The following is a 16449-nucleotide window of genomic DNA, read 5'->3' as shown; positions in this document are numbered from 1 at the left end:
TATTAACAATGGGTAAGAAAAAATATAATTAATTTCCAAAAAAATAGCCATGATACAGGAAATAAAAGAAGGATACGTAAAAACAGAAACCCACAAAGGTGTTACCACCATTGAATTTTTTCACCCCAAGAGCAATTCTTTACCTGGTGAAATTTTGGAAGAAATGGCAAAGCAAATTCACATTGCGGCTACACATCATGAAACTAAAGTAATTGTACTAAAAAGTGCAGGCGACAGATCCTTTTGTGCAGGCGCAAGTTTTGATGAACTGGCCCTTGTAAAAAGCGAAGCAGAAGGATTGAAATTTTTTAGTGGCTTTGCCAATGTAATAAATACCATGCGAAAATGCCCCAAATTTATAATTGGCAGGATACAGGGCAAATGCGTTGGCGGTGGTGTGGGATTGGCGTCGGCAGTGGATTATGCCATTGCATTAAATACTGCAGAAATAAAATTAAGCGAACTGGCCATGGGGCTTGGTCCGTTTGTTATTGGCCCTGTTGTAGAAAGAAAAATTGGTAACGCAGCTTTTAGTGCCTTGGCAATTGATGCAGCTATATGGCGCAACAGTGAATGGGCAAAAAGGAAAAATATGTTTGCAGAAGTGCATGAAACTGTTGAGAGTATGGATGAATCTATCTTTCGTTTGGCCAATCATTTAGCACATAGCAGTCCGCAGGCAATGGCACAAATGAAAAAAATGTTATGGCAGGGAACAGAAAACTGGGATGAATTACTAAAGCAACATGCAGCTATTAGCGGAAAATTAGCCTTAAGCGAATTCACTAAAAATGCCATTGTAAAATTTAAGACAAAAATGTAATGAGACTAATACAGGAATTAAGTTCCCTTAAAACTTTAGAATAAAATGGAGGTTTTTACTGAGAAAAACTTCATCTCTATTTGTGATAAACTAGCAATACAAGATCACGATCTCCATTCCATCATTCACCAATACGGCTATCCTCCTTTGTGGAAAAGAGCCGCTACTTTTGAAACACTGGTTCACATTATCTTGGAGCAACAGGTGTCGCTTGCTTCAGCATTGGCAGCTCTCAATAAACTCAAAGAAAAGATTGGCCAAATTACTCCCGTCAATTTATTGTTGTTATCAACCGAAGAGCTGAAAGCCTGTTATTTCAGCAGGCAAAAAATTATTTACACCAGGCATTTGGCAAGTGAATTAATAAGTGGTCAGCTAAACCTGGAGGAGTTAAATGCAATGGACAATGATGCCATAAGAACTACGCTGACAAAAATAAAAGGAATCGGCAACTGGAGTGTGGATGTATATTTAATGATGGTATTGCAACGCAGCGATCTATTTCCGCTGGGAGATGTTGCATTGATAAAAAGTATAAGAGAAACAAAAGAATTACCAAAAGAAACATCCCGGGAAGCAATAGCAATAATTGCAGCAAAATGGAAACCATACCAAACTGTTGCAGCATTTATTTTATGGCACAGTTACCTTAATAAAAGAAAGCGACAGGCTATATAACCAATCACTTTCTATCACTATTTATAAATTATTATATTCATATAAAGGATCAAGGGCGGTATTAGACTTCATTTCAAAAACCGGGTTTATCAAACCATCTTTTAAGCCATACACCCAGCCATGTAAATCGGGCGCATCTCTTTCTTTCCATGCTTTTTGAATAATAGATGTTTTGGCAAGCCGTTGTACCTGTTCTATTACACTTAGCTCTGTAAGCCGGTCTGTACGCAAGTTCTCATCAGTTATGTTATTCAGTTCTTCCCTGTTGTGACGGTAAACATCTTTGATATTTCTAAGCCACATATTTAATACCTGGCTATAACTTGTGTTGCTCATGGCAGCCTTAATGCCACCGCAACCATAATGACCACAAACAATTACATGCTTTACTTTTAAATGTACCACGGCGTAATCTAAAACACTCAGCAGGTTAACATCCGTATGTATTACAAGGTTGGCAATATTGCGGTGTACAAAAATTTCTCCCGGCTGGGTATTGGTAATTTCATTGGCCGGCACACGGCTGTCGCTGCAACCGATCCATAAAAATTCCGGTGTTTGTAAATCGGATAAGCGTTTAAAATAATCCTGATCATGTGCAACCCTGCCTTGTGCCCATTTTTTATTTTCACTTAATAATATTTCGTATGGTTTCATAATTGCTAGATTTTTATTAATGATTTTGTATTTAAAATACAATTTACATTTTCCCTACGATTGCTCAAAAAGTACTTTATCTTTTAATGAAAAAAATCACATAAAAAAATGAATTTATTAATGTGATTTTTTAAGTGTTTAAAAAACGGAGATTTTTATCCGTTTAAAGAAATAATTGTTAAGATTGATAACATTTTTTTGTAAAGAACGTTTTGCTCCTATATTTGCAGCAACTCACATGGTAAAATTAAAAATCATAGCATTATTTTTAGGTCTATTGATGACTTTGCAAATGTTGCCTATTACTCAGATAGGTAATATGCTTAGCAACAATCAATGGGCGGAGGAAATGCCTCTCAATGCCAGTGATAATGGAAAAGTTGAATGTAGTGTAGAACCACATTTTCTTCCTCCGGCCATTCATACTTACGTTGCTTTTTTTGCAGAAAGTAAAATCGTTGCTTATCTGCACTGTTCAGATCAAATACCTCCCAATCATTCTACAGAAGTGGTATGTCCACCTCCCGACGTGTTAGTATAAGTACACTTTATCCGAGAATTTAAATTTTATTCCTTATCATGTTCAGGATGTTCATACAATGTCCATCTTAACTGTAATAATTCTGTTGCTTATAAACACATGTTGTGTGTTTTATATTTTGCATTATTACGCCATTTGCCCTCATATCTGTAAAAATTCGTCACATTATGTCAAGTACAAAAGAATCAATGTTTAAGTATTTAAAAAATGATTTACCATCAGGATTAGTAGTTTTTTTAGTTGCCTTACCCCTTTGCTTAGGTATTTCTTTAGCATCAGGAGCTCCTTTTTTTAGCGGGTTAATATCTGGTATTATCGGTGGTGTTGTAATTGGATATTTAAGTGGTTCAAAGCTTAGCGTAAGTGGACCAGCTGCAGGTTTGGCAGCATTGGTTTTGGCAGCTATTACCAATATTGGTGCATTCGATCTTTTTCTTTGTGCGGTGTTAATTGCGGGTATTTTGCAGATACTGATGAGTGTGGCCAGACTGGGTGGCATTGCCAATTACTTTCCTTCGAGTGTTATTAAGGGCATGCTTACAAGTATCGGCATCTTGATTATTGCCAAACAAATTCCACATGCAGTGGGCTACGAAAAAGAAGAAAAAGGGAATCTAACAGAGTTGGTTTCCTTTGGAAGTGAAGACTGGCATAAGCTGTTGGAACCATTGCAGCATATTCAAGTTGGGGTGTTTATTATTTGTATTGTATCTATCCTGATAATGATTGTATGGGAAAAGCCTTTTATAAAAAATAAAGTGAAATTTATACCGGGTGCATTGGTGGCAGTTATTGTAGCAATTTTAATCAATGAAATATTTAAAGCAACGCAAAGCCCGCTTGTAGTGGAAGACAATCACTTAGTACAAATAAAAGCAGCTAAAAGTGCCGGAGAGTTTTTCAGTTTTTTTACGTTGCCTGATTTTAATGGCTTTTTAAATAGCAAAGTAATTGTAACCGGCATTATGATTGCCATTATTGCTACATTGGAAACCTTACTAAGCATTGAAGCCGTAGATAACCTGGATCCTGAAAGAAAGGTAACCAACACAAACAAGGAATTATTGGCACAAGGAATAGGAAATGCTGTTTCTGGTTTAATAGGCGGGTTGCCAATTACCAGTGTAATTGTACGAAGCAGTGCTAATGTAAATGCAGGTGCTAAGTCTAAATTATCTGCTATTTTTCATGGTATTTTATTATTGGTTTGTGTGGTTACTATCCCAAGCCTGCTCAACTACATTCCTTTATCTGCACTGGCTGCTATACTACTTATAACTGGCTATAAGCTTTGTAAAATAGCGGTGTTTTCTCAAATGATAAAAAATGGCAAATACCAGTACATACCTTTTTTCATTACTGTAATTGTTATCATCTGTATTGATTTATTGGGCTTGTATCCCTCACTAAAAGGCGAAGGTTTACTGGTAGGTGTTATTGCCGGATTAATAGCTGCTTTTGGAGCTATCCTGCACGGCAACCTAAAAAATTCCTACTTTTTTCACAAAGACAAACACCAGGAAAATGACATTATTAACATTCATTTGTCAGAAGAAGTTTCTTTTTTAAACAAGGCCGCCATAAGGGAAACGCTCGATCATATACCAGGAAACACCCGGGTTACCATCAATGCTTCCAATACAGATTATATAGATTTTGATGTGTTGGAACTGATAAAAGAATTCAGGGATATAAAGGCACCGCTTAAAAACATTACCTGCAAACTGGAAGGGTTTCAGGAAAAATATCAAATCGAAAACTTATTAAACGTACAGTCAACTCACTAACATAAAAAAACTATAATTATGGACAAGTCATATCAAAAATTAATACAGGGGAATAAACTATATGCTGAAACAAAAATATTTCAGGACCCCGAATATTTTAGTAATTTATCAAAGGGCCAAACGCCCAACTATTTATGGATTGGTTGCAGCGACAGCCGTGTGCCTGCCAACGAAATTACCAGCACCCATAGCGGCGAAATATTTGTGCACCGCAATATTGCCAACCTGGTGGTACATACTGATACCAACTTGTTAAGTGTGCTGGAGTATGCGGTAAAGTATTTAGAAGTAAAGCACATTATTGTTTGCGGCCACTACGGTTGCGGTGGTATTAAAGCCGCAATGACAAACACCTACCACGGTTTTGTAGATAATTGGTTACGGAACATAAAAGACGTGTATCATAAAAATCAAGAAGAACTGCTTGTTATTAAAGATGAAGATGATAGAGCAAACCGCCTCTCTGAATTAAATGTAATTGAGCAGGTTCGCAATCTGGCAAAAACAACCATTGTGCAGGAAGCCTGGAGCAAAAGAAAATTGCATTTGCATGGCTGGGTATATGGGTTAAAAGATGGCCTGGTAAAAGATCTTAGCGTGATACACGATGGGCAGAAAGACATTGACTCTATTTACAGGTTTAATATTAACGGAACCAAAGCAAAAGCAACAGAAGTTAAATCGGCGGTTCCCGTAGTAAAGCTGTCTCAAAACAGGGTTACAATAAAGACGAAACAACGGCGGGTAAAATAAGGCCACTGATAAGTAAGAGAAATTTTATGATGCATTTTTAATGCATCATAAAATTTTCTTTATGCAGGTGATAGTTGTAAATAATTTAAGTAGTTGTACATCACGGTTAATAAATAAATTATTTCTAAGACGGAGATTTTCGAATAGGCAACCCGTACTACATTTCTATCTTTAGCGGCGGAGCACTTAAATATTTAACCCACCACAAACACTGATTACCTGGCCGGTAACATAATTGCTTTGGTTACTGGCTAAAAACAAGGTAACATTTGCAATATCTTCTGTAGTACCAAACCTGCCTAACGGAATACCCGCTTTGTATTTATCTGCACCTTCTCCATCCTTTAAATAACTGGTCATATCTGTTTCAACAAAGCCCGGGGCAATGGCATTGCAACGAATATTCCTGCTGCCTAATTCTTTGGCGATACTTTTTGTAAAACCAATAACACCAGCTTTGCTTGCAGCATAACTGCTTTGCCCGGCATTACCCATTTCTCCAATAATACTGCTCATATTAATAATGCTGCCGCTCTTTGCTTTCATCATCGGGCGAATCACCTGCTTGGTCATATTAAATACGCTCTTTAAATTGGTTTCCATTACATCATCCCATTGCTCAGGCGTCATGCGCAACAATAAATTATCTTTTGAAATGCCAGCATTATTTACACAAATATCTATCTGGCCAAACTCTTTTAACACATCGTTTACAAAGCTTTCGCAGGCAGCATAATTGCCGGCGTTTGTTTGATACGCTTTTGCTTTCACACCCAAAGCAGTTAATCTTTCTTCCAGCGCCTTTGCCCTTTCGCTGCTGCTGTCACTAACATAAGTAAATGCAATTGCAGCACCCTCTTCTGCTAATTTTAAGGCAATGCCCTCGCCGATACCACGGGCTGCTCCTGTTACAATGGCTACTTTTCCTGCTAATAATTTCATGTGTGTATAGTTAAGTTGGCAACAAAAGTAAATGAATCAATCATTTTTACGGCAATCAAATGCAATTTGTAAAATGAATCATTTGGCACCTTACAAAAATATTATTCCTTATCTAACAAACTAAAAATATTTTTACAATACATCAGCACAATTATTTAAAAGATGAATGCAAAAAACCGGACCACCATTATTTTAATACTGGGCTTTCTTTCAGCCATTGCCCCCTTTTCAATTGATATGTATTTGCCCGGCTTTCCGGCAATTGCAATAGACCTGCACACCTCTATCGAAATGGTGTCTTACTCCTTATCCAGTTTTTTTATTGGCGTTTGTATAGGGCAGGTGTTGTGCGGTCCGTTGTTAGACAGGTTCGGCAGGAAAATGCCTTTGTATGCCGGACTGTTATTGTACATCGCAGCAACCATTGGTTGTGTATTTACTAAGTCGGTTGAAGTATTGATTGCATTGCGTTTTTTACAGGCCATAGGCGGTTGTGTAGGAATGGTAGCACCAAGAGCAATCATAAGGGACTTGTTTCATGTAGATGAAAGCGCAAAAATATTTTCGTACATGATCTTAATTTTAGGTGTATCGCCCATTATTGCGCCAACTGCGGGCAGTTATATCATCACTCATTTTGGATGGCACGCTATATTCATTTTACTCACCATTATTTCTGTATTGCTATTTGCTGCGGTAGTTATTTGGTTGCCGGAAAGTAGGCAACCCGACCCCTCCTTTTCCTTAAAACCAAAACCAATCCTGGATAGTTTTTGGATAGTATTAAAACAGCCACAATTTTTTACGTATGCAGTTACAGGCGCCATATCTTCTGCAGGTTTGTTTGCTTACCTCGCCGGCTCACCTTATGTTTTTATGAAACTGTTTGGTACTACAGAACAACAATACGGCGGCATCTTTGCTTTAATTGCTACAGGCCTCATCACCAGCAGCCAGCTTAATAATCTGTGCCTCAAAAAATTCAATAGTCAGCAAATTGTAAAAGCCACCTTAACCATACAAACCATTGCAGGGCTCTTGCTTTTTGCAGGCACGGCTGCCGGATGGCTTAATTTATACACCACCATTGCACTCATATTTTTATACCTCAGCTGCCAGGGTTTTAATTTTCCCAATGCATCCGCTTTATCAATGGCACCTTTTAGCAAACATGCCGGTAGTGCTTCTGCTTTAATGGGAGCCATACAAATGGGTTTCGGAGCTTTGTCTTCTGCTGTTGTAGGGTTATTCAACCCTCATTCTGCAATGCCTATGACGGGTGTAATGGCAGCCTGTGTTTTACTCTCCTGGATCATCTTATTTTTTAGGGAAAAGAAAATAACCGTTAATGCCAGTGCCGAAGATGTGGAGGTACAAACACTTGATATGATTGAAAAGTATTAAGGAAAAAGAAATTATTGTCCCACGTTAAGGCGCAGTGTTGTAGTACATTTTGGGGGTCGTATTTTTCATTTATAGCTACATGAAACTGTATTGAACCAGAGAAGTTATTGAAAATATATTGCAGCAAATTAAAAGGTGATATGCGGCTTTTGTGCAGCAGGTAATATCCGCTTTTTGATGACAGCCAAAGGCAAAGGTTGCAATAGTTTTGGAGGGTCTATATTTTCATCAATGTCATCAAAATAAGTAACGGCTTTTAAAGCAATTAAAGAGTTTGAATAGCTGTATTTTTTTACAAAAAAAGCGATTAGCTGGTCCATCGTAAAGTATTGCAATAAAAAATAAATATCTATAAAATCCTTCAACCTTTTACCGCTTTGTATAATGGCATGAAGTTTCATCGCAGCAATATCTTCCTTGCCTAAATAAGTAATACCTTCCTCGGTAATAGGCGCATTAATCAAAGGATAATCATGTTTTATAAAATCGGTTTTTACATTATCAAGTAAAGTGATGATTGTATTTTTTCTTCTGAATACTTCTTCTGTTTTATAATTTTTTTGCAATACTTCAATTATTGCATTGTCATCAAAATCGGATTGAGTAAATAAGTCTATATCAATAGAATTTCTATGGTTTAATTGCAATGCAAGGGAAGTGCCACCCACTTAATAAAAACCGGTTAACTCTGGCAAACTCTGCAGTTGCTGAATTAATTGAAAAGTGTGGGGTGAAATAATAAACGGAGATTTATACAGCATTTAAAAACTCAGATGTTAAAAAAAATTTGGAAAATATTTTGTCACGTTCATCTAACTGTCTACTCTATTCTATCGTATCTAATATTTGTTGTGAAGAATAATAGCTTACCATATTTCTCCATTCGTCTAAATTGCCCAATTGCAATACTCTTTCAATTACAATTTTATATGATTTCTCATAATTGAATGTAGTTAAATCGTACTCCCAAAGCAGGGCTGGATTAATAATATGAGGCTGCTGTTTTTCCATTATTTTATCATCTAAAGTTACGCTTAATTCGCTAAAAATACGTTTGAAAAAATGCTCATTACTAAAAAAATATTGTTGAGCAGATTGGCTGGTATCAATTTTCACACCTCATTTTTATTTTTTCACCATACTTCCATTTATCAGCTTTACAATAAATAAATTCACTTCAACGCCTCTTCGGTAAATAAATTTAAAATGGTAATAAAAATTTACACCCATTGATGATTATCTTTAAACACAATTAATATTTTGATGACAGAAAAACCAGCAACAGAAATTACCGATTCATCGTCTCATCTTAAAAGAATACTTGGCCCTTTAATGCTTTGGGGACTTGGTGTTGGGTATGTAATTTCAGGAATGTATTTTGGCTGGAACCTTGGCCTTCCTGTAGGCGGTACATTGGGGCTTGCCATCGCCACATTCTTTATCATCATCATGTACATTACATTTACTTTTTCTTATACGGAATTGGCTTGCGCTATTCCAAAAGCCGGAGGCGTTTTTGATTATGCCACCAGAGCCATGGGAAAAGATATCGGCTTCATTGCAGGCATGTCACAGATTATAGAATTTGTGTTTGCTCCTCCGGCCATAGCTGCTGCTATTGGTGCTTACTTTCATATTTTTTTGCCACAATTTTCTGTTATCTCAATTGCCATTGTGGCGTATATAATTTTTACCGGGTTAAATATGTATGGCGTAAAAGCAGCGGCCACCTTCGAACTGATCATTACAGCCTTCGCAGTATTTGAACTGGTTTTATTTAGTGGTGTTACGCTGCCACATTTTCATTGGTCAAACCTTACACAAAATGCTTTCCCAAATGGATGGAAAGGCGTATGGGCTGCCATACCTTTCGCCGTATGGTTTTTTCTTGGTTTAGAAGGTGTGGCCAATGTAGCAGAAGAAACAATCAACCCTCAAAAAAATGTACTCAAAGGTTTTGGTTCTGCCCTGATCACATTGATCATTTTATGTGCCCTGGTATTCATCTCTTCTGTAGGAGTGGGAGGCTGGGAAAAAGTAGTATTTCCAACACCGGGTGCAGAAGCGTCAGATTCTCCACTGCCGATGGCACTATCGCAAATAACAGGCACCAGCGGTTGGTTATATCATCTGTTAATTACTATTGGCTTAATGGGGCTCGTAGCTTCTTTCCATGGATTAATACTGGCGGCAAGCCGTGCCACTTACGAGTTTGGTAAAACCGGTTGTATCCCTGTCATCTTTGGTAAAATTCATCCAACATTTAAAACACCCGTCAACGCATTGTTGTTGAACATGACTATTGGCATCATCGCTTTGTTCACAGGCAAAACGGGTGATATTATTACCATTGCTGTATTTGGTGCCATCGCATTGTACATCTTTGCCATGATCGCTGTATTAAAATTAAGAAAAACAGAACCGGATCTTGCAAGGCCGTTTCGGGTACCCATGTTTCCTTATTTTCCAATCATAGCGTTGGTGATTGCAATAATTTCTATGATAGCAATGATCACATTAAACCTGAAATTAGCACTGATCTTTTTTGCTATACTTGTACTTGCTTATATTTGGTTTCATTTTATTGTAAAACAAAAAACAGATGTCGAATCAACCATTATCAAAGGATAAAGTGCTGCAATTACTAGCAGAACAAAACACGGAAAAAGTAAAATTAGCTGTTACCGATATCGATGGAATTCTGCGTGGCAAAATGATCAGCTATGAAAAATTTGTTTCCATTGTTGAAAAAGGCTTTGGTTTTTGCAATGTGGTATTTGGTTGGGATGCCGGTGATGTTGCCTACGATAATAGCCAGTACACGGGCTGGCATTCGGGCTATCCCGATGCAACGGCAGCAATTGATTTAAATACTTTCCGACAAATACCATGGGATAATGATACGCCATTTTTCCTGGCAGATTTTAAAGATAGCAAAGGAAATGATTTGGCTATTTGTCCCCGCAGTTTATTAAAAAAAATTATTAAGCAGGCTGGTGATAAAGGCTACACGCCTTATTTTTCGCAGGAGTTTGAATGGTTTAATTTAATAGACAATACAGAAGAATTGTATGCAGGAAAATTTCGGGATACAAAACCGATGACGCAGGGCATGTTTGGATATTCTTTACAAAGAGCAGCAGAAAAGAATGATTATTTTAATGACTTATTTACACTGCTGAAAAAGTTTGGTGTACCTATTGAAGGTTTGCATACAGAAACCGGCCCCGGTGTATACGAAGCTGCCATCACTTATTCAGAAATATTAGAAGCGGCAGACAGGGCCGTGCTTTTTAAAAGTGGTACCAAACAAATTGCTCATAACCATGGTGTGATTGCTACTTTTATGGCTAAGTTCAACGAAAATTTACCGGGCTGTAGTGGCCATGTTCACCAGAGCTTATGGAGTGCAGTAAAAAAGCAAAACCTTTTTTACGATAAAAATAAAGCAACAGGAATCAGCTCGTTAATGGAAAGTTATATGGCTGGTCAACTGGCTTGTCTGCCTTATATACTGCCTATGTTTGCACCAACAGTTAATAGTTATAAAAGATTGGTAGAAGGAGCCTGGGCACCAACAACTTTAACCTGGGCAATTGACAACCGCACAACTGCATTGCGGGCATTGCCCAGCAGCAGCAGTTCAACAAGATTGGAAACCAGGGTAGTTGGTAGCGACAGCAATCCTTACCTGGCAATGGCAGCCTGCCTTGCTGCAGGTTTATATGGCATTAATAATAAACTGAAATTGAAAACATCCGCAACAGTGGGTAATGGTTATGCAGATAAAAGGAATGGAACCTTGCCTAAAAATTTGTGGGATGCTACACAGGCAATGAAAACTTCGCCCATTGCAAAAGAACTATTTGGAGCAGCATTTGTTGAACATTTTACTGCAACAAGAGAATGGGAATGGCGGCAGTTTTCAAAAGTGGTAACGGACTGGGAATTGAAAAGATACCTTGAAATAATTTAAAGAAAAGTGTTGCTTTTAACACGTTGAGACGCTTTTGTTGACCGAACAAATACAGCAGCAATGTGAATCTTCATTGGCAGCCAGTCCCGATCTTTTATCGGGATCGCACTCTTTTACTTTTTCAGCTATTTGGTACACTTTCAAAATTTGGAGTGCAAATAAAAACAGGGAATAAAACGATCATAAAAAATAAGAGTTGATCCACTAAATTCGCATCATCCGTATTTCATAAAAAATAAAAACTATGACAGATTTTAATACCATCAGACAATTTAGTTTTCCAACAATTATTCGCTTTGGTGCCGGTGCAGTAAAAGAATTGCCTGCTCATTTATTGGCAAATGGTTTAAGCAGGCCATTATTGGTTACCGATCCCATGGTGAGTGGCTTGGATTTTTTTAAAGCAATAAAAGAAAGTCTTACTGCAAAATCAATCTCGGTAGAAGTGTTTTCAGACATTCACAAAAACCCCGTAAAGAGCGATGTGTTAAAAGGCGGCGATGTTTACAAAGCAACCAATAGAGATTGCATTATTGGTATCGGCGGTGGTGCAGCAATGGATGTGGCAAGGGCAATTGTGTTGCGAATTAATCATCACCGAGATTTATTTGAGTACGATGATTTAATTGGTGGCGATCAATATGTAACAGAAGCTGTACCTTATTTTATTACCGTACCAACTACAAGTGGCACAGGAAGTGAAGTAGGAAGAAGCGCCATTATTTCGGAAGATGATACACACCGGAAAAGAATTTTATTTGCGCCTAAGCTTATGGCGAAAATTGTTTTTGCCGATCCGTTGCTAACAATGGAACTACCTTCTTTCATTACCGCAGCAACCGGCATGGATGCATTAACGCACAACATGGAAGCTTACATTGCAAAAAACTTTCACCCAATGGCGGCGGGTATTGCCCTGGAAGGAATTTCTCTAATAAATGAATCAATTGTTAACGCTGTAAATAAACCAGATCTGGCATCAAGAAGTAAGATGATGATTGCTTCATTAATGGGCGCCGTTGCTTTTCAAAAAGGACTTGGCGTAGTACATTCTCTTGCCCATCCTTTATCTTCTTTGTTAGATACGCACCATGGTTTGGCCAATGCGGTAAACCTGCCATATGGTATGCGTTTTAATGCACCGGGCTTGGAGACTGAATTTAAACGAATGGCACTTACAATGGAGTTGAGCGAAACAACGGGGGAAGCAGTAATAAACCATTTGTTTGAATTAAATAAACAACTTGGGTTACCAACAAGGCTCAGAGATATTGGTGTTAAAGAAGAACATATTGAAACGTTGAGCGACCTTGCATTGGCAGATTTTTGTCATCCAAATAATCCGAAGCCCGTAACAAGAAATGATTTTAAACAATTGTATACAGAAGCGTTGTAATGAATGAACCTATCATTAAAATTGGTGTAACCTATACCGGAACAGACGAAAAGCACAGCAACTATGTGCGTTGGCTAAAGGGCAATGAGCTTATAGAAATTACTACTTTGTCGCCTCTTGATACAGATCTTGAAAACATCAAAAATTTTGATGGTATTGTGTTATCCGGCGGGGTTGATATGCATCCTAAATTTTATAATAGCACCATTATCCACTATCCCAATGCACCCCAATCTTTTGAGGAAGAAAGAGATGTATTTGAAATGGCGGTTTTCGAAAAATGCCAGCAAAATAATATTCCTTTACTTGCAGTTTGCAGAGGCATGCAATTAGTAAATTGTGTATTGGGAGGAAATTTAACGCAAGACATTGGCTCCGAAGCAAACGGCATTCACAAGTTTGAGCAGCAGGATAAAGCGCATGGAATAAATATTGTGCCTGCAACGTTGTTGAACGAAATAACAGGCGTTGACAGAACCATCACCAACAGTGCCCATCACCAATGCATCAATAATTTGGGTAAAGGATTATTAGTTAATTGTAAATCAGATGATGGAATAATAGAAGGAGTGGAATGGGCAGATAAAAATAACAAGCCCTTCTTTTTAGGCTTTCAATGGCATCCCGAAAGGATGTACAAATTTCATTTAAGCGAATTGCCATCAACAAAAAATATCAGGGACAGGTTTATATCAGAGATAAAAAAATCAATAAATAATCCAACATGAAAATAATTAACCCGGCAACAGAAACAATCATTACTGAAGTTGCAGAAGATACTGTAGAAACAATAAAGGCAAAATTTGAACTGCTTAAAAAAGGACAGCTGGCCTGGGCAAAAGTTAGCGTAGCAGAAAGAGTGGCAGTGATCCAAAAATTTCATGATCTGCTGGAAGAAAATAAAGACGAACTGGCCAACACACTTACCAGTGAAATGGGAAAGCCATTGCAACAATCTTATAATGAAGTGAATGGTGCCCGTGCCCGTATCAAATTCTTTATAGACAATTCAGAAAAATACCTGGCAGAAGAATGGATCACCACAGAAGGTGCTACCAAAGAAAAAATTGTGTACGAACCTTTAGGAGTAATCGCAAATATCTCTGCCTGGAACTATCCTTTTTTAGTGGGCGTAAATGTTTTTATTCCTGCATTAATTGGCGGCAATACTGTTTTTTATAAACCTTCAGAATATGCTACACTAACCGGGTTACATATTGAAGCGCTGTTGTACAAGGCCGGTGTTCCTGAAAATTGTTTTCAAACAGCCATCGGCAGAGGGCAGGTAGGAGAAGAGTTATTGCTATTACCGCTAAACGGTTATTTTTTTACCGGCAGTTACCGTACCGGAAAATACATTGCTGAAAAAGTGGCGGGCAAAATGGTGCCCTGTCAACTGGAGTTGGGAGGTAAAGACCCATTGTATGTGATGGATGATGTGGAAAATATTGAGAAGACAGCAGGCGATGCATTGGAAGGTGTTGTGTATAACAGCGGCCAAAGCTGTTGTGCTGTTGAAAGAATTTATGTGCAGGAAAATGTGTACGATGCTTTTGTAAAAGCTTATGTTGAACAATGTAAAAAATTAACTATCGGAAATCCGCTTGATAAAAGTACAGATATTGGTCCGCTGAGCAGAAAAGAGCAACAGGCATTTTTATCTAATCAGGTTGATGACGCCATAAATCTTGGAGCAACCGTTATGAGTGGTGGAAAAATTCCATCCGGCAAAGGCTATTATTTTGAGCCAACAGTTTTGATCAATGTAAACCATGCCATGAAAGTGATGACCGAAGAATCTTTTGGGCCGGTGGTTGGAATACAGAAAGTAAAGGACGATGCAGAAGCAATACAATTAATGCAGGACACTACTTATGGCCTTACAGCATCCGTATATTCAAAAAACTTTGACCGGGCAGAGGCAGTAATGAACGAAATGCAAACCGGTACTGTTTACTGGAATTGCTGCGATAGAGTGAGTGCTAATTTACCCTGGTCAGGCAGAAAGCAATCCGGCTTTGGAGCTACTTTATCATACCAGGGTATTAGGGCATTTGTACAACCAAAGGCTTATCATATCAGGGGATAATTTTTGCCCTAAAAGGTGTTTGGTGTTTACTAATAAATTTAATTTCTTTTCTTATTTATTTACAACAAGGCACTCTTTGTGAGTGAACACTTTTAATGGCTAAATTGTTAAAATTGTGAGTTTGCTCAGCAGTTTATTACTACAAAGAAGAAATTGCTTAACTTTAAAATAATTAAAATCTAATAATAATGCCTGTTTATACACTTCAAATAAATGGCAAACCCCAAACTGCAGATGTTGATGCAGATACGCCATTGTTATGGGTTCTAAGGGATCACATGGGTTTGGTAGGTGCCAAGTTTGGCTGTGGTATTGCGCAATGCGGTGCTTGTACTGTTCACATGAATGGAACTGCGGTCAGGTCTTGTTCCCTGCCAGTTTCAGCAATTAAAACCGCTGCTATCACTACCATTGAAGGGCTTTCAGTAAATGGCAATCATCCCCTGCAATTAGCATGGATTGAAGTTGATGTACCACAATGTGGTTACTGTCAGGCTGGTCAGATTATGACAGCTGCAGCATTTTTAAAAAGAAAACCTCATCCCACAGATACAGAAATTGAAGACGCTATGCAAGGTAATATTTGCCGTTGTTGCGCCTATCACCGCATTAAAGAAGCCGTAAAATTAGCCAGCACTAAAATTTGATTTGTATGCAAAAGTCATCATCTACTACCAGAAGAGATTTTTTAAAAGTAACTACCCTTGCAGGAGGAGGCTTGCTACTTGGTTTTAGCTGGTTTAGTGCAGCATCAGAAACGCCTGCATTAATTAATAAAATTCCTTTTGCTGGAAGCCTTAATTTTAATAGTTATCTCTCCATTGCAGCGGATGGTACAATTACAATATTATCTCCCAATCCTGAGTTAGGTCAAAATATAATGACTTCCTTCCCCATGATTGTAGCAGAAGAACTGGATGCCGACTGGACAAAAATAAAAGTGTTACAAGCACCACTTGATACCAAAAACTTTGATCGCCAACTTACTGGAGGCAGTGGTGCTATACCTCATTCCTGGAAAAAATTAAGAACTGCCGGCGCTACCGCAAGGTATATGCTGATACAGGCAGCAGCCTTGCAATGGGCGGTACCTATAGAAGAATGTACTGCAAGTAACGGGTTTGTTATTCATTCAAAATCGGGTAAAAAACTGGGCTTTGGCGAACTGGCTGAGCAAGCATCTAAATTGTCTGTTCCAAAAGAGGTAAAGCTAAAAGACCGAAAGGATTTTAAGATCATCGGCACAGCCGTAAACAATGTAGCCAATAAAGATATTGTAACCGGCAAGCCACTATTTGGTTTGGATTTTTACAGAGAAGGAATGTTATTTGCCGTAATTCAACGACCGCAGGCTTTCGGTACCAAAATAAAATCGGTTGATAGTGTTGCAGCCAAAGCAATAG

Annotated in this window: 17 protein-coding genes; 13 read left to right on the top strand and 4 right to left on the bottom strand. The window is 38.1% G+C overall.

Going from position 1 to position 16449, the window contains the following annotated elements; genetic code table 11:
* Positions 1–49: 49 nt before the first annotated feature.
* Both H7254_RS11285 and H7254_RS11280 read left to right on the top strand, forming a co-directional pair.
* Positions 50–823 carry an enoyl-CoA hydratase/isomerase family protein gene (locus H7254_RS11285; RefSeq protein WP_301933065.1) on the top strand — a complete coding sequence of 258 codons (774 nt, stop codon included), beginning with the start codon at positions 50–52 and terminating at the stop codon, positions 821–823.
* A 45-nt stretch (positions 824–868) separates the two neighbouring features.
* Entirely contained in the window at positions 869–1501 is a 633-nt protein-coding gene (locus tag H7254_RS11280; protein WP_301933064.1) for a DNA-3-methyladenine glycosylase, read from the top strand.
* A 21-nt stretch (positions 1502–1522) separates the two neighbouring features.
* Here H7254_RS11280 and H7254_RS11275 read toward each other — a convergent pair whose 3' ends face one another.
* Positions 1523–2158 (bottom strand): carbonic anhydrase, encoded by a 636-nt coding sequence (locus H7254_RS11275; protein WP_301933063.1) that lies wholly within the window; start codon positions 2156–2158, stop codon positions 1523–1525.
* Positions 2159–2450: 292 nt separating this feature from the next.
* Here H7254_RS11275 and H7254_RS11270 point away from each other — a divergent pair, with 292 nt between their 5' ends.
* The 3 genes from H7254_RS11270 to H7254_RS11260 all read left to right on the top strand — a co-directional run bounded on the left by H7254_RS11270 (position 2451) and on the right by H7254_RS11260 (position 5239).
* Positions 2451–2699, top strand: a complete 249-nt coding sequence (locus H7254_RS11270) for a hypothetical protein (RefSeq protein WP_301933062.1) — start codon at positions 2451–2453, stop codon at positions 2697–2699.
* Positions 2700–2866: 167 nt separating this feature from the next.
* Entirely contained in the window at positions 2867–4486 is a 1620-nt protein-coding gene (locus H7254_RS11265; protein WP_301933061.1) for a SulP family inorganic anion transporter, read from the top strand.
* Positions 4487–4504: 18 nt separating this feature from the next.
* On the top strand, positions 4505–5239 hold the full coding sequence (locus H7254_RS11260) for a carbonic anhydrase (RefSeq protein WP_301933060.1): 735 nt from the start codon (positions 4505–4507) through the stop codon (positions 5237–5239).
* A gap of 186 nt (positions 5240–5425) precedes the next feature.
* Here the strand turns inward: H7254_RS11260 and fabG are convergent, their stop codons facing one another.
* Positions 5426–6181, bottom strand: a complete 756-nt coding sequence (gene fabG / locus H7254_RS11255) for a 3-oxoacyl-[acyl-carrier-protein] reductase (RefSeq protein WP_301933059.1) — start codon at positions 6179–6181, stop codon at positions 5426–5428.
* Positions 6182–6343: 162 nt separating this feature from the next.
* Between fabG and H7254_RS11250 the strand changes: the two genes are divergently transcribed.
* A complete protein-coding gene (locus H7254_RS11250) occupies positions 6344–7585 on the top strand; it encodes a multidrug effflux MFS transporter (protein ID WP_301933058.1) in 1242 nt (413 codons plus the stop codon).
* 128 nt (positions 7586–7713) lie between these two features.
* Here the strand turns inward: H7254_RS11250 and H7254_RS11245 are convergent, their stop codons facing one another.
* Both H7254_RS11245 and H7254_RS11240 read right to left on the bottom strand, forming a co-directional pair.
* A complete protein-coding gene (locus tag H7254_RS11245) occupies positions 7714–8253 on the bottom strand; it encodes a nucleotidyl transferase AbiEii/AbiGii toxin family protein (RefSeq protein WP_301933057.1) in 540 nt (179 codons plus the stop codon).
* 157 nt (positions 8254–8410) lie between these two features.
* Positions 8411–8701 (bottom strand): hypothetical protein, encoded by a 291-nt coding sequence (locus H7254_RS11240; RefSeq protein WP_301933056.1) that lies wholly within the window; start codon positions 8699–8701, stop codon positions 8411–8413.
* Between the two features lie 147 nt (positions 8702–8848).
* On the opposite strand from H7254_RS11240, the gene eat reads away from it, so the two are divergent.
* The 7 genes from eat to H7254_RS11205 form a co-directional block, all read left to right on the top strand.
* Positions 8849–10216, top strand: coding sequence for an ethanolamine permease (eat, locus tag H7254_RS11235; RefSeq protein WP_301933055.1), 1368 nt, complete (start codon positions 8849–8851; stop codon positions 10214–10216).
* Positions 10188–11561 (top strand): glutamine synthetase family protein, encoded by a 1374-nt coding sequence (locus H7254_RS11230; protein WP_301933054.1) that lies wholly within the window; start codon positions 10188–10190, stop codon positions 11559–11561. Before eat ends, H7254_RS11230 begins: the two co-directional genes overlap by 29 nt.
* Before the next feature lie 244 nt (positions 11562–11805).
* The gene (locus H7254_RS11225) at positions 11806–12957 is read left to right on the top strand and encodes an iron-containing alcohol dehydrogenase (protein WP_301933053.1); all 1152 of its coding nucleotides are present in this window, start codon (positions 11806–11808) and stop codon (positions 12955–12957) included.
* Complete coding sequence (locus tag H7254_RS11220; protein WP_301933052.1) at positions 12957–13685, top strand: gamma-glutamyl-gamma-aminobutyrate hydrolase family protein; 729 nt, start codon at positions 12957–12959, stop codon at positions 13683–13685. Before H7254_RS11225 ends, H7254_RS11220 begins: the two co-directional genes overlap by 1 nt.
* Positions 13682–15046 (top strand): aldehyde dehydrogenase family protein, encoded by a 1365-nt coding sequence (locus H7254_RS11215; protein ID WP_301933051.1) that lies wholly within the window; start codon positions 13682–13684, stop codon positions 15044–15046. The genes H7254_RS11220 and H7254_RS11215 overlap by 4 nt, the downstream gene beginning before the upstream one ends.
* 188 nt (positions 15047–15234) lie before the next feature.
* On the top strand, positions 15235–15693 hold the full coding sequence (locus tag H7254_RS11210) for a (2Fe-2S)-binding protein (protein ID WP_301933050.1): 459 nt from the start codon (positions 15235–15237) through the stop codon (positions 15691–15693).
* A gap of 5 nt (positions 15694–15698) precedes the next feature.
* Positions 15699–16449: molybdopterin cofactor-binding domain-containing protein (locus H7254_RS11205; RefSeq protein WP_301933049.1), on the top strand; the 751-nt coding region annotated here is incomplete at its 3' end.

The organism is Ferruginibacter sp. (genome assembly GCF_014377975.1).
GTDB lineage: Bacteria > Bacteroidota > Bacteroidia > Chitinophagales > Chitinophagaceae > Ferruginibacter.
This window is presented reverse-complemented; position numbering and strand designations above follow the sequence as displayed.